Source organism: Microbacterium paulum (assembly GCF_015707995.1).
In the GTDB taxonomy this organism is placed as follows: domain Bacteria; phylum Actinomycetota; class Actinomycetes; order Actinomycetales; family Microbacteriaceae; genus Microbacterium; species Microbacterium paulum.
In genome coordinates, this window is sequence record NZ_JAAGRY010000043.1 from 1 (window position 1) to 12,231 (window position 12,231).

General features: G+C 67.0%; 17 protein-coding genes and 1 pseudogene. 11 read left to right on the forward strand and 7 right to left on the reverse strand.

Annotation, left to right across the window (positions count from 1 at the left end; all coding sequences use genetic code 11):
* Positions 1-135: 135 nt before the first annotated feature.
* The 4 genes from G3N18_RS10850 to G3N18_RS10865 all read left to right on the forward strand — a co-directional run bounded on the left by G3N18_RS10850 (position 136) and on the right by G3N18_RS10865 (position 2,726).
* Positions 136-807 (forward strand): NUDIX hydrolase, encoded by a 672-nt coding sequence (locus tag G3N18_RS10850; RefSeq protein ID WP_196384281.1) that lies wholly within the window; start codon positions 136-138, stop codon positions 805-807.
* Positions 808-837: 30 nt separating this feature from the next.
* Positions 838-1,638, forward strand: a complete 801-nt coding sequence (locus tag G3N18_RS10855) for a hypothetical protein (RefSeq protein ID WP_196384282.1) — start codon at positions 838-840, stop codon at positions 1,636-1,638.
* A complete protein-coding gene (locus G3N18_RS10860) occupies positions 1,635-1,901 on the forward strand; it encodes a hypothetical protein (protein ID WP_196384283.1) in 267 nt (88 codons plus the stop codon). The genes G3N18_RS10855 and G3N18_RS10860 overlap by 4 nt, the downstream gene beginning before the upstream one ends.
* 99 nt (positions 1,902-2,000) lie before the next feature.
* Complete coding sequence (locus tag G3N18_RS10865) at positions 2,001-2,726, forward strand: NYN domain-containing protein (RefSeq protein ID WP_196384284.1); 726 nt, start codon at positions 2,001-2,003, stop codon at positions 2,724-2,726.
* A gap of 6 nt (positions 2,727-2,732) precedes the next feature.
* Here G3N18_RS10865 and G3N18_RS10870 read toward each other — a convergent pair whose 3' ends face one another.
* The 5 genes from G3N18_RS10870 to G3N18_RS10890 form a co-directional block, all read right to left on the reverse strand.
* Entirely contained in the window at positions 2,733-3,290 is a 558-nt protein-coding gene (locus tag G3N18_RS10870; RefSeq protein ID WP_196384285.1) for a DnaJ domain-containing protein, read from the reverse strand.
* A complete protein-coding gene (locus tag G3N18_RS10875; RefSeq protein ID WP_196384286.1) occupies positions 3,287-3,769 on the reverse strand; it encodes a hypothetical protein in 483 nt (160 codons plus the stop codon). The genes G3N18_RS10870 and G3N18_RS10875 overlap by 4 nt, the downstream gene beginning before the upstream one ends.
* A gap of 112 nt (positions 3,770-3,881) precedes the next feature.
* Complete coding sequence (locus G3N18_RS10880; protein ID WP_196384287.1) at positions 3,882-4,262, reverse strand: hypothetical protein; 381 nt, start codon at positions 4,260-4,262, stop codon at positions 3,882-3,884.
* Positions 4,263-4,410: 148 nt separating this feature from the next.
* Positions 4,411-4,767, reverse strand: coding sequence for a type II toxin-antitoxin system RelE/ParE family toxin (locus G3N18_RS16175; RefSeq protein ID WP_196384288.1), 357 nt, complete (start codon positions 4,765-4,767; stop codon positions 4,411-4,413).
* Positions 4,764-5,048 carry a type II toxin-antitoxin system Phd/YefM family antitoxin gene (locus G3N18_RS10890; RefSeq protein WP_196384289.1) on the reverse strand — a complete coding sequence of 95 codons (285 nt, stop codon included), beginning with the start codon at positions 5,046-5,048 and terminating at the stop codon, positions 4,764-4,766. The genes G3N18_RS16175 and G3N18_RS10890 overlap by 4 nt, the downstream gene beginning before the upstream one ends.
* 300 nt (positions 5,049-5,348) lie before the next feature.
* Between G3N18_RS10890 and G3N18_RS10895 the strand changes: the two genes are divergently transcribed.
* From G3N18_RS10895 to G3N18_RS10925, 7 genes and pseudogenes are all read left to right on the forward strand, one after another.
* Positions 5,349-5,540 carry a hypothetical protein gene (locus G3N18_RS10895; RefSeq protein WP_196384290.1) on the forward strand — a complete coding sequence of 64 codons (192 nt, stop codon included), beginning with the start codon at positions 5,349-5,351 and terminating at the stop codon, positions 5,538-5,540.
* On the forward strand, positions 5,528-6,208 hold the full coding sequence (locus tag G3N18_RS10900; protein ID WP_196384291.1) for a hypothetical protein: 681 nt from the start codon (positions 5,528-5,530) through the stop codon (positions 6,206-6,208). Before G3N18_RS10895 ends, G3N18_RS10900 begins: the two co-directional genes overlap by 13 nt.
* Before the next feature lie 33 nt (positions 6,209-6,241).
* Complete coding sequence (locus G3N18_RS10905) at positions 6,242-6,811, forward strand: hypothetical protein (protein ID WP_196384292.1); 570 nt, start codon at positions 6,242-6,244, stop codon at positions 6,809-6,811.
* A gap of 103 nt (positions 6,812-6,914) precedes the next feature.
* Positions 6,915-7,338 (forward strand): annotated as a pseudogene (locus tag G3N18_RS10910) (transposase); the annotation flags it as partial.
* A gap of 119 nt (positions 7,339-7,457) precedes the next feature.
* Positions 7,458-8,789, forward strand: a complete 1,332-nt coding sequence (locus G3N18_RS10915; protein ID WP_206693164.1) for a TrkH family potassium uptake protein — start codon at positions 7,458-7,460, stop codon at positions 8,787-8,789.
* Positions 8,782-9,480 (forward strand): potassium channel family protein, encoded by a 699-nt coding sequence (locus G3N18_RS10920; protein ID WP_196384294.1) that lies wholly within the window; start codon positions 8,782-8,784, stop codon positions 9,478-9,480. Before G3N18_RS10915 ends, G3N18_RS10920 begins: the two co-directional genes overlap by 8 nt.
* A 76-nt stretch (positions 9,481-9,556) precedes the next feature.
* Positions 9,557-10,477, forward strand: coding sequence for an oxygenase MpaB family protein (locus tag G3N18_RS10925; RefSeq protein WP_338038501.1), 921 nt, complete (start codon positions 9,557-9,559; stop codon positions 10,475-10,477).
* Here the strand turns inward: G3N18_RS10925 and G3N18_RS10930 are convergent.
* Positions 10,459-11,259, reverse strand: a complete 801-nt coding sequence (locus G3N18_RS10930; protein ID WP_196384296.1) for an NADP-dependent oxidoreductase — start codon at positions 11,257-11,259, stop codon at positions 10,459-10,461. The genes G3N18_RS10925 and G3N18_RS10930 overlap by 19 nt on opposite strands.
* A gap of 94 nt (positions 11,260-11,353) precedes the next feature.
* Positions 11,354-12,202: a Rossmann-fold NAD(P)-binding domain-containing protein gene (locus G3N18_RS10935; protein ID WP_196384297.1), complete on the reverse strand. Its 849-nt coding sequence runs from the start codon at positions 12,200-12,202 to the stop codon at positions 11,354-11,356.
* Positions 12,203-12,231: the final 29 nt, after the last annotated feature.

Here is a 12,231-nt window from a genome sequence, read left to right on the forward strand (position 1 = left end):
CCGAACGGAAAGGAAGCTTGGTCGCTACCGATCCTCGGGGCCTCGACCCGCCCCACCCCGTCACCACGCGGCCCCGCACATCACCCACCCCCACCTAAAGTCCGAAGAGCCAGTTTATTGAGGGAAGGGTGAAGGATGCCGCACACGTACCGCGACTCGCAGGGGCGAGCGCTCACCGACTACCCGCGCCCATCGGTGGCTGTCGACACCGCAGTACTCACCGCCCTGGACGGCGAGCTCGCTGTGCTGCTGTCGTCATCGGGTGGCGAGTGGACGTTGCCGGGAACCTTCCTGCACGAGGGTGAGCGTCTGGCCGACGCCGTCCTCCGGTCACTCCGCGCGAAGGTCGGGGTCTCTGGGCTGCGACCCAAACAGCTGCATGTGTTCGACGCGCCCGCGCGCGATGACCGTGGGTGGGTGCTGTCGGTCGCGCACCTCGACGTGGTCCCATCGGATCTCCTCCCGGCATCCGGGCTCTTTCCGGTGAGCGACCCGCCGACGTTGAAATTCGACCACGAGCAGATCATCGATGTCGCCCTTGAGTCACTGCGGGCGGAGTATCGGGCGGCTCCTGACCCGCGTGGGTTGGTGATGCAGCCCTTCACCCTGAGCGAGCTGCGTTCTGTGCACGAGACCGTGCGCGGTATATCGCTTCAGCCCGACACGTTCCGGCGGTCGATGATGGGCGCGCTCCGCGCCACAGGTGAGGTCAAGCGTGAGGGGCGCGGCCGTCCGGGGGAACTGTACGACCGGATCGCGACCGCGGAACACGCTCAGTTCGCCGGAACTGAAGACACGGGGCGGTAGCTTGAGGACGGCAACTGATCAAGTAGACCCGTGGCTGCATCACTCATTTTCACGACCGAACCGCTTGCGACGCGAGCGCTCGCCGCAGAGATCCGCCACGACGACACGCGCTTTGTCGCGAAGCTCGCCGACGTTGTCGACGGTGGTCGTCTCGGTCAGTTCACCGACGTCAGAGCGGAGTATGGCGCGCAGAAAATCGACATCGCGCTCCACTTCACTGACCCGCAGTTCGTCGTCGGTGTTGAGGCGAAGTTCGACCACACGCTGACGGAGGAGCAGGTCGATCGGGAACTGACGGTCGCGGATCACCTCGTCGTGCTGCTGCTCGAGAAAGAGCACGCGCCCGAGTGGCTTCCGCAGAAGGCGCGCGTAAGCCTGATGACATGGCTGGAAGTGCTCGGCTGCTTTCCGCAGTCGCGTCTCACGCTCGCCGAAGTGCAGGCTGCTCGCTCGGCCAAGAGCGCCGTCGAGGCGCGACTCCGCCGACTGATGGAACCGGCGCGGCAACGTTTGGGGCCGGCATGGACCATCGACAGCCGACGCGGTGGCTCGGGTATGCCTGCGATCAACTTCTACTCACCCTGGATCGGTGGCGCGCAGCTTCGGGCTGTCCTGCAAGTCGCTCAACGAGCGATGCCCCCCGCGGGCGACCCGTGCCTCTTCGATTCAGTGTCGGCGTCAGCGTGGAGGCAGACGCGGAAAGTTATCCGCGCGACGCGTCCAAGACGCCGACGTGGGTTGACGCCGTTCGGCGACTGCAGCGCGAGGTCATCGGGGATCGAGTCGAGGAACTCCACCTCAGCAGGCGTCGTCCGAGCTCCGCGTACGTGAATCCGAAGACCGAGAACGGTCGCGCGCACGCCCGCAAGCTCGCGATTGTCGACCGCCATTTCGACGACTCGGAGCGTTGGTTGACCACGGGCTACATCGACTGGATCGTGGGTCCGGCTTCACAACGGATGTCTCTCGACGATGTCGAGGTCCTTGCGGATGCCCTGGTCGAGATCCTGGGTGGCTGGTACCGAGTCGAGGTCGAGGCGCGCTCGGGGGAGCCGGCGCCACCTGACAGCGAAGAAGCCCCGGCTCGAAGTTAGCGACCTGATCACCTATGACCGTGCCGTCGTCGAGGTGCCGGTGGCCTGAGCGGGGCGCGTGGTCACGGCACGACGCCACCGCCCTGCCATTCTTGAGACATGGCCCACCCCACCGACCTGCTTGCTGTGCTCATCGATGCCGACAATGTCCCTGCATCGAAGATCGGCGCGGTGCTCACCGAGATCGCGCGATTCGGCACGGCATCCGTGAAACGGATCTACGGCGACTGGACCAGCACACAGCTGAGCAGCTGGAAGACCGCGGCGAGCGAGAACGTCATCCAACCCGTGCAGCAGTTCGCGAACACGGTCGGCAAGAATGCGACCGACAGTGCGCTCATCATCGATGCGATGGACCTGCTGTACACCCGTCGTTTCAGCGGTTTCTGCATCGTCTCGTCCGACAGCGACTTCACTCGGCTCGCGACGCGCATCAGAGAAGAGGGCGTCACCGTCTACGGGTTCGGGGAGCGCAAGACGCCCGACGCGTTCCGCAACGCATGCGACACGTTCACCTACCTTGACGTGCTGGAGGAGCCGGTGACCGAGAAGATCTCCGCCGCTCCGGTACGCGCGTCGACCAAAGAGCTGCGTGGCAACACCAAGCTCGTCGCGGGTCTGCGGTCGTGCGTCGCGACGGCCGCTGGGGAGGACGGTTGGGCGAGCCTTTCGCCGGTCGGGCAGCTGATGCGCAAGCAGCAGCCCGACTTCGACCCGCGCAACTGGGGCTACGCGAAGCTGTCCGATCTCGTCAGGACGATCGGCCTGTTCGAGGTCGGGACGGGGCAGGGCGGCGGCCTGCGCGTGCGTAACAAGTCGAAGTAGAGCCCGCTACAGCACGTACGCCACGACGTAACTTCCGCCGAAGACGAGCGCTGCCGCTGCGGCAACCGTCGACCACGCGATGACCCGCGGCCAATCGATCAGCCGGCGCGTGCGCTTGCCGTCGCCGAAGCCCGCGGCATCCGATGCGCGGACGAATTCGTCGAAACGGATCGTGACGCGCGGCGCCTCGCTTCGCGGTCGCGATTCGCTCGTGCGGGGTCGAGCGCGTTCGCGGCGCGGCGGGGGAGTGGTCGCGCTGTGTCGCGGCGCGCCGGCGAAGCTCTCCGACGACGGAGCGCCCGTCGTCGTGCTCGTGCGCGTCGAGGGGGCAGCCGGTGCGGGTGTCGTCACGCGAGCAGAGCCGGTCGTGAACGTCACCAGGATGTCTCGCGCCTCCCGCGCGCGATCAAACTCGCGACCGAGCTGCCGCCGTCGCGCATCATCCACGGTGGGATGCCGGTCGGGATGAACGTGGCGAGCGCGCTGACGAAACGCGTCGCGAATCTCATCCGCGCTCGCGCCGCGCTCGACGGCGAGAATCTCGCGGGCCTCGTCGAGCGTCATGCGGCATCCACGAGGTAGCGCTGGTACTCCCGCGCGAGCCGTTCGTTCCGCGCTCGTTCGGCGCCCCTCGTCGCGTGTGCGAGAAGCTCCGCCGTCATGCTTCGCCATTTGAGGCGGAACACCATCAGGCAGATGATCCCGATGAGGAGGAAGAGCAGGGCGGCCAACCGGAGAATCGGCGTATGCAGGAGGGTCGCGCCGATGAGCGCCGCGAGGCAGGCGACGCCGGCGATGTTCGATGCGCGCATCCATGCCTGCAGCGGTCTGTAGTACTTGGCCGCCGCGAGATCCCACGTCTTGTTGGGCACCCAGAATTGCCAGCCCGCCGGCGCGGGCTTGAGGCCGGGCAACGGGGTCCAGTCACGGGGCGGCTGCCAGAACGTGTTCACGCGGATCCAATGATCGGTCGGCGTGGGCCAGCCGCGGGGTACGAGAAAGTCGCCGCGCACGCCGGCCACACGGATTCGTCGGGGGGTCACCGAATCAGGTCCTTCAACGTCGAGAAGATGCTGCTCTGAAGAGTAGCGGGATCCCGTTCACGCCCGCGGACGCGGTGACGGGCGGGTGTGCGGGGCACCGCGAATCGCGCCGTCAGCCTCCGAACACGCTCGAGTAGTAGGTGATCGCCATCGGAGCGGTGATTGCGAGGATGCCGACGAGCAGCGTCCCTCCCCACAGCATGCGGACGCGGCGTGCACCCGCGACCTCGCGACGGAGCGCGTCGAAGCGCGACAGGTCCGGCGCCGGTGGGGCGCTCTGCGTCCACGTCGCCGCGTCACGGACGAGCGTTGACACCATCGCGTACTGCGTCGCGTCGAAGTGCGGACGCTGCTTCCTGAGCCACCGCGCCAGCTGAGTCGCGGCGACGACGGCGACATCGTCGGGCTGCTCGCGGACCTTGATCTCCCGCGCGCCCACGATGACGATCGCACCGCGAACGGGAACGTCGAAGCCCGCGCGGGACGACAGCAACGTCGCCGTTCTCGAGCACGGATGCAGCGGGAAACGTGCCAAAGGTCGGTGCTGCCGCGACGAGGGGAACGGTGGCATTCTGCGGGGGGATTTCAGTGCTCATCGAGCTGAGTCTATGGATAGCCTGTGCCGCGATGCGCCGCAGCCGTCATTCGACACATCGTGTCGGCAGCACCGACAAGTCGGCGCTCGGCCTGTCCCTCGGCTGTGCGATCTCGACCGGCGGGGGACAGCGACGGTGGTACACGTCTCGCCGGTGCTCGATCGTGACGATCTCGATGAACAATCGGTCATCCTCGATCCGGTAGAGCACCCGATACTCGCCCCGACGCGCGGAGTACAGCGGGGCAAGCGGCTCACGCAACGGTCTGCCCAGACGCCTCGGGTTGTCCGCCAACGGCCCGACGATGAACTCGAACGCCGCAGCCGCAACCGATTCCGGAAGCGTGATCTCGAGCGCGCGTCTCGCCGACTGCGTGAAGACGACGGTGCAGGGGCCGCTCACCCGGCAAGCCGACCGCGCGCACGCATCGCGGCGCGAACCTCATCTGCCGATGACACATCGCCCGCCTCGAGTTCTGCGATCGCTGTTCGCAGCGCGGCGACCTCTTCTGGGCTGCTCAAGATGTCGACGGTCTCCACCAGAGCGTCGTAGTCCTCAGCGCTCAACAGAACCGCGACGCGGGCGCCGTTGCGCGTGATCTCGAACCGCTCATGAGTGGTAGCGGCGGACTCGATGTACTTGCTCAGCGATGCGCGGACGTCCGCGAGCGAGAGGACCGTCATGTGCACAATTCTAGCGCGAATGATATCTCTGGACTGCTGCTGCGTCGGCAACGAGCCCGCGGGCAAAGAAGAAGCCCCGACCGTTACCACGCGGCCGGGGCGAGACGAATGAGAAGTTCGCCTATCCCGATCAGTGTACCGCGCCGACCTGGGAGGAAGATCCGCTCCGGTCGGGTGACGTCCCCTGGAGTGGTGGAGGATTCGGCAGGGTTGTCTGCGTCGTAGACGTGGGTGAGCCATCGTGCGATGGTCAGTGAGAAGTACCGATCAAAGTTCTCTCACAGGAAGACACAGAGCACGATGGCTCTAGACCAGTCTGCCCTCCTCGAGCTGCTCGGGGAACTGAAACTCACCGATGTCACCGACCGGATCCGGGTGGCGACCGAAACGCAGGCGGTCCCGATTAAGGACCGTTTGCGCGCGGCGCGCGGCGAGCCAACTCTGTGTCACAATAGTTCCAAGTTTGGAGGTGTTCTGCAATGGTTCACCTGACGGCGACCGAACTCGCCAGCCGCCTCGGCGTCTCGCGGCGCCACGCCATCGACCTCCTCGCCGAAGGCTCCATCGCTGGGCACAAACTCTCTTCCGGCGCGTGGCTGGCCGACGCTGACTCCGTGCTCCGCTACGAAACGTCTGCTCGCCGCGGCGGTGGTCGAAAGCTCGACGTCGACACCGCGTGGGGACTGCTGTGGGAGCTCAGCGGCCTCGAGGCGACCTGGCTAACCCCCAGCACCCTTTCGCGCACACGCCGGCGACTGCGCACATGGGGTGCAGACGAGCTCGCGCGCGCCGTCTCAGGGCGCACCCGAGCGCACCGCTACCGTGCCGCCAATGCCACCAAGGCCGGGGAAGAGCTCATCGCTACCGGCCGCTCCGCCGCCGGCCAGCTGCGCGTCGGACTCATGGACGACACCCGCCAGGTTTCCGGCTACGTCCGCCGCGGCGAAATCGACGAGTACGCCCGCACGCACTTCATGGCGGCCTCGACCAGCGGCCAAGACGTCCTCTACGACAACACGCTGCCGATCACGTACGACGGTGACACGATGCCGGCCGCGGTCATCGCCGCGGACCTCGCTGTCAGCACCGACACCAGGGAACGCAGCGGCGGCCTGCGAGCTCTCACTGAGCTGAGGAACGCATGGCTGGCCTTGAACTGACCGTGGGTGGCGATGCGCCGGTCCACCGACGACATGGACGCGCTCGTGGACTACTGGGCCGACCGCAGCTCTCTGGCCGGGACCCGGGCCGCCCTGGCCCAGATCGGGTTCGAGCTCGTCGAGAGCGAAGAGCATGCCTATCGATTTGTGCACGCGGACGGCCGCAAGGTAGACATCATGGCCGCCGACCATCTGCCCTCTCGGATGCGGCCGAGGCTCGCGCAACGACCTGCGTTCGCTGCGCCAGCCGGAGAGCAGGCTATCCGCCGCCGCGACACGTACACGCTGATCTTCAATGGCGGTGCCCGCGTCGTCCTCGGTGTGCCCGATGAGCTCGGCGCGCTGGTCGCCAAAGGAGCGGCCTATCTCGTGGACAACCGCGATCGGGCCCGCCACCTCGACGATGCAGCCGTCCTCCTTGCCAGCGTCAGCGACGCGTCCGAGCTCGCCTACGACACGATGAGCGCGAACGACCGGCGCAGGCTCCGCGCCATCCTCGAGAACCTAGGTGACGAGGGGCACTCGAGCTGGGTGAATCTCGATCCGGCCGACCGAGAACGGGGGCTCATGAACGCCGCACTCATCGCAGGCGCGGTCGGGTGACTGGCTTCGGCGTGTCAGGTGTTGATCCCGAATGCGCGCAGCAGCGGGACGCGGGGGATCATCCGGCGCGGGCCGAGCTGGATCGTGGGGATGGTTCCGCTTCGGTCGGCGCGGGATGAAGGGCGACCCGCTCTACCAGACACGCCGCACCCTGCACACCGGCGACAAGCTGCTCACCGACCGGCAACGCTCCCGGCTGGAGGCGTTGTTCGCGGCCGAGGAGCACGTCGAGGTCGAAGCGACCTGGGGCATCTACCAGCGCATGATCGCGGCGTATCGACTCGGTCAGCACCGGGGTTCCTGCCGCGCTCGTCGAGATCCGCAAGCTCGGCCGCACCCTCAAGCAGCGCGCCGCCGACGTGCTCGCGTTCTTCGACCGTCCCGGCACGTCCAACGGGCCCACGGAAGCGATCAACGGCAGGCTCGAACACCTCCGCGGCTCCGCGCTCGGCTTCCGCAACCTCACGAACTACATCGCCAGGAGCCTGCTCGAAGCCGGAGGATTCAGACCCCAACTACACCCCTAATTCCGAAGAGCCGGTTTCGCCGACCCAGAACGTTTGCCGAACTCGCTGTGTGGGCTTGTCGTTGCCGTGTCAGCCCACCCGGACACTCCAGACTGTGAGATTGTTGCCGAGTGCAGTCGTTGCGTAGCGTCCTCCGACTCACCCCCGGTCGGGCCATCTCCGGAGCCTTCGGTCTGGTCCTCGCTGTCGGAACCTTCCTGCTCAGTCTTCCGATCGCCGTCCAGGGCCGCTCCGCGACGTTTATGGAAGCGCTGTTCACCGCGACGAGCGCGCTATGCGTGACGGGACACATCGTTGTCGATACCCCCGTGTTCTGGTCGCCGTTCGGGCAGGGCGTGATCCTCGTGCTCATACAGATCGGCGGATTCGGGGTGATGTCCATCGCAACCCTCCTCGGATTGCTCGTCGCCCGGCGGCTGGGACTGCGCACGAGACTCACTGCGGTGAGCGAGACCCACACGGTCGCCGTCGGCGACGTCCGCCGCGTCCTTCTGGGCGTCGCGGTCATCACGATGACGACGCAAGCCGTTGTCGCCCTGGTCCTGTTCCTGAGGTTCTGGCTCGGATACGCCGAGGAACCGGGCCGCGCCGTGTGGCTCGGCGTCTTCCACGCCGTATCCGCCTTCAACAACGCGGGATTCGCGCTGTTCAGCGACAACCTGATGTCGTTCGTTGCAGACCCCTGGATCTGCCTCCCGATCTGCGCGGCGATCATCCTGGGCGGTCTCGGGTTCCCCGTGATCATGGAACTCCGCCGCCGGTTCCTGCTCCCGCGTCGATGGACGCTCAACACCATGACCGTCGTGATCGGCTCGCTCGTTCTCCTCGTCTTCGGTGCGATCGCCCTCACCGCATTGGAGTGGTCGAACCCTGGCACGCTGGGTCCTCTCGATCCGGCCGGCCGGCTGCTCGCCGGGTTCGCGATGTCGGTCATGCCGAGGACCGCGGGCTTCAACACGATCGACGTGTCACAGATGCATGCGGAGAGCTGGTTCGTCACAGACATCCTCATGTTCATCGGCGGCGGGCCTGCCGGGACGGCCGGCGGACTGAAGATCACGACGTTCGCGGTGCTCTTCTTCATCATCGTGGCGGAATTGCGCGGTGACACCGCCGTCAACATGTTCGGGAAGCGGCTGCCTCGATCGACGCACCGTGAGGCGCTCACCGTCGCCCTGCTCGCGGTTGCGCTCGTGGTCGGATCGACACTGGCGATTATGCTGATGAGCCCATTCGGCTTAGATCGCGTCCTTTTCGAAGTGATCTCGGCGTTCGCCACCGTCGGACTCTCGACGGGGATCACTGCCGACCTCCCCGAGGTGGCGCAACTTGTGTTGATAGCCCTCATGTTCATCGGGAGGCTGGGTCCCGTTCTCCTCGGATCGGCTCTCGCGCTGACCACCCAGAAGCGAATGTACGAACTCCCGAAGGAGCGTCCGATCATTGGATAACCCGACTCTTTTCTTCCGCCGCCGGCGCGCAAAGGACTCATCCGCCACCAGCGTCGCCGTCATCGGCCTGGGACGATTCGGTGGCGCCCTCGCGACCGAGTTGGTCCGCTCCGGGACTGAGGTGCTCGGCATCGACACCGACGAGGACGTCGTGCAGTCCCTCAACGGCGTGCTGACGCATGTCGTTCGCGCGGACTCGACGAAAGAGGTCGCGTTGGAACAGCTCGGCGTCACACAGTTCGACCGGGTCGTCGTCGGCATCGGATCGGATATCCAAGCGAGCATCCTGACCACGTCGCTCCTGAAGCGAATGGGAGTCCGCTCGATCTGGGCGAAGGCGATCAGCGAGCAGCACGGGCTGATCCTCGAACAGCTCGGCATCGAGCATGTGATCTTCCCCGAAGCCGATATGGGTCGACGGGTGGCACACCTCGTGCGTGGCGCCATGCTGGACTACGTCGAGTTCGATCGCGACCTCGTGGTCGCCAAGACGGTGGCTCCGGGGGTGATCGTGGGCAAGACGCTCGAGCAGGCCGCCGTGCGGCGCCGGTACGGAGTCACCATCGTCAAGGTCAGAAGCGCTGACGGCGAGTGGCGCGCTGCCGGCGCGTCATCGGTCATCTCGGCCGGGGACCTTCTCATCGTCATCGGGCCTGTGGAAGCGACGGAGCGGTTCGCGGCACTTTTCTGAGGGGCCACGCCCGCCGTGCCGCCCGGCTTTGGCGCCCATGGGCCCTGCCTGCGCCGCGGCAGGCGATGATGGAATCGTGCGCGCGCAGCGGAAGACCTCAGGTCTTCGTGCGCGTCTTCTCTTGCCGCTTTCGGGCGACCCTGACGGTACGCCTCCGTGGGTACTGCGCCTCGAGCGAGGCGAAGACCGCGGTCTCTTCGCCGAGGACGGCGCGGCGTGGACGGTACACGCCGGCATCCCGACCCTCGTTGCCGGTATCCGGGCGTTGCTGTTGCAGGCGCTCCACCCCGGGGCGATGGCCGGCGTGCACGATTGGTCGCGCTACAGCGAAGATCCGCTCGGGCGCCTGTCCGGGACGGTCAGGTGGGTTCTCTCGCTGACGTTTGGGGCTCGCGAGCAGGTGGCGGCCGAGCTCGGGCGTGTGGGGCGCTTCCATGCGACGGTGCGCGGCGAGTACGACGCTGCCGACGGCTCGCGGCGCAGCTACAGCGCTGAGGACGCCGACCTCGTCGAGTGGGTGCACCTCGCGTTCACGGATGCCTTCCTGGTCGCGCACACGACATGGGGAGGCACAATTCCGGGTGGACCCGACGCGTACGTCTCCGAGTGGGCGACGGCGGGGCGGCTCATGGGCGTCACGCATCCGCCGGTGAGCGTGAGCGATCTGCACGCGCGAATGGATGGCTTGCTCGCCGCGGGCACGCTGTGCGGCGGCGAGCGGGTCGACGATGTCGTGCGGTTCTTGCGCACCGTGCCGCTCGAGGGTTCCCTGCGATTCGGCTACCGGATCCTGTTCGAAGGAGCCGTCGCGACGATCCCGCGCGAGTATCGCCGCCTGCTGGGCCTCCGCCGCTCGTGGCTTCCGGCCGTCACCGCGACCCGCCTCGTATTGTTCGTCGCGCAACGAGCTCTGGGTACCGGTCCGCGCGCGCACGACATGGCGCGGCGGCGGTTGCGACGGTTGGATTCCGCTGAGTGTCAGCGCCCCGCTTCGTAGATGTCGCGTGCCTTGACGATGCGTCGAGAGTTCACCAGGTGGGTGCCCAGCAGCACTTTTCCTCGGGAGTGGAGCTTCTCGAGATCGTGATACGCCGAGGCGACGTCGTCGAGCGCGTACAGCCCCGAGATCAGGAGCGTGAATGCCCGCTTCTCGGCCAGGTGCGTCACGCGGGCGAGCAGCTCGGTGCCGTAGGCGACGGATGCCGGATCGTTCTGCAGGAGCCGGACTTCGGTGTCGCGCCGGTCAGCGCTCGACCTGTAGCGGCCGGCGGGTACGCCCAGCTCCTCCGCGAGGTCGCTGCCATCCTGTCCGAAGTTGTCGATCAAGGCGGTCACCGGGCCACCGGCAGCACGCCGGATGCGATCGGCGATGCCCTCGCCGTAGCGCACCGGCTTGATGCCGAGCTGTCGCAGGTAGTCGAAATTGCGCTCGCCGCACGTGCCGACGACGGTTGCGCCACGATGCTTGGCCAGTTGCGCCTCGATGCTGCCGACGCCCCCGGCTGCTGCGGAGATCACAATGGTGTCGTCGGCGCCGATTTTGAGGGTATCCAGAGTGTCCAGCGCCGTCGCGCCGGCGAGGAAGAGTCCACCCGCGGCCTCCCAGGTGAGCGTCTTCGGCTTCTGCGCGATCGCTGCCACCGGCACGGTGATATATGTCGCGTGCGCGCCAGATCGCAGATGGCCGACGACCTCCGTGCCCGGAGGGAAATCCCGTGCGTTCTCGCCTGAGGCGACCACGATCCCCGCGACCTTGGTCCGATCAGGCTTCTTCGCCATGGTTCACCTCGCGGAGCGGGTGTTGCTTAGCCTATCGAGCAAAATTGCTGTGGGGCGGGTTCCGTCTCCGTCGAAATCCGGATGACCGCCGCGCTCACGGATGCCGCACGCCACCGCCCGCGAGCACCGCACGGTATCCCTCGCGGAAGCTCGGATGCGTGAACGTGAACCCCGTCGAGCGCAGGAGGGCGTTGGAGATCCGCTTGTCGCCAGTGGCCTGCCGCCCGGTCGCCTCACCCTGAGTCGGCAGTGCAACGCCCATCTCCGCGGCGAGAAAGCGCAGCACCTCATCCAACCTCGCCGGTTCGTCGTCGCTGCCCAGCACCAGGGGTGGGGGATTCTCGAGACCGGCGAGGTGCACGATGGCGGCAGCGGCGTCATCGCGATGGATGCGGTTCGTGTGCGGTGATGTCGCGGGAGCCGCGAGCCGGGCGGTGCCTGAGCGCACCTGCTCGATGAGCCGCTCGCGGCCTGGACCGTAAATGCCCGACAGCCTCACCAGTGTCGCCTCCGGCGCCCGCGAGCGCAGGAGCTTCTCTGCCTCGAGCAGCACGTCGGCGGTGGCCGAGCCTCCTACGGCGGGAGTGCTCTCCGTGACCGTCTCGCCACCGTCGATGTCATAGACCGCCGTCGACGAGACCACGAGCACGCGAGGATCGGCCGGGGACGCCTCGATCCCCTCGAGAACATTCCGGAGCCCGGTGACGTACGTCTCGCGGTAGGCCGTGGCGGTCCGGCTTCCGGCGGTAAGGGCGACCACGACCGTGGTGGTGTCGTCATCGATCGTGGGGACCTGGTGGCGGAGGTCCACCGAGCGCCCCTCGATCGGTGCTCGCAGCAGCTCCGCTTCGCGTCGCATGCCGACCACGCGATGGCCCTGCGCGGCGAACCGCAGGCCGACCTCCGTGCCGAGGTCGCCGCATCCCGCAATGATCACTGTCATGTGATCAACCCTGTCACCGTGGCGGGATG

Coding starts and splice junctions, on each gene's coding strand:
- G3N18_RS10865 (WP_196384284.1), top strand. CDS start 2,001: ATGGCCCACCCCACCGACCTGCTTGCTGTGCTCATCGATGCCGACAAT.
- G3N18_RS10905 (WP_196384292.1), top strand. CDS start 6,242: ATGGACGCGCTCGTGGACTACTGGGCCGACCGCAGCTCTCTGGCCGGG.
- G3N18_RS10895 (WP_196384290.1), top strand. CDS start 5,349: ATGGCTCTAGACCAGTCTGCCCTCCTCGAGCTGCTCGGGGAACTGAAA.
- G3N18_RS10870 (WP_196384285.1), bottom strand. CDS start 3,290: ATGACGCTCGACGAGGCCCGCGAGATTCTCGCCGTCGAGCGCGGCGCG.
- G3N18_RS10935 (WP_196384297.1), bottom strand. CDS start 12,202: ATGACAGTGATCATTGCGGGATGCGGCGACCTCGGCACGGAGGTCGGC.
- G3N18_RS10930 (WP_196384296.1), bottom strand. CDS start 11,259: ATGGCGAAGAAGCCTGATCGGACCAAGGTCGCGGGGATCGTGGTCGCC.
- G3N18_RS10890 (WP_196384289.1), bottom strand. CDS start 5,048: ATGACGGTCCTCTCGCTCGCGGACGTCCGCGCATCGCTGAGCAAGTAC.
- G3N18_RS10850 (WP_196384281.1), top strand. CDS start 136: ATGCCGCACACGTACCGCGACTCGCAGGGGCGAGCGCTCACCGACTAC.
- G3N18_RS10900 (WP_196384291.1), top strand. CDS start 5,528: ATGGTTCACCTGACGGCGACCGAACTCGCCAGCCGCCTCGGCGTCTCG.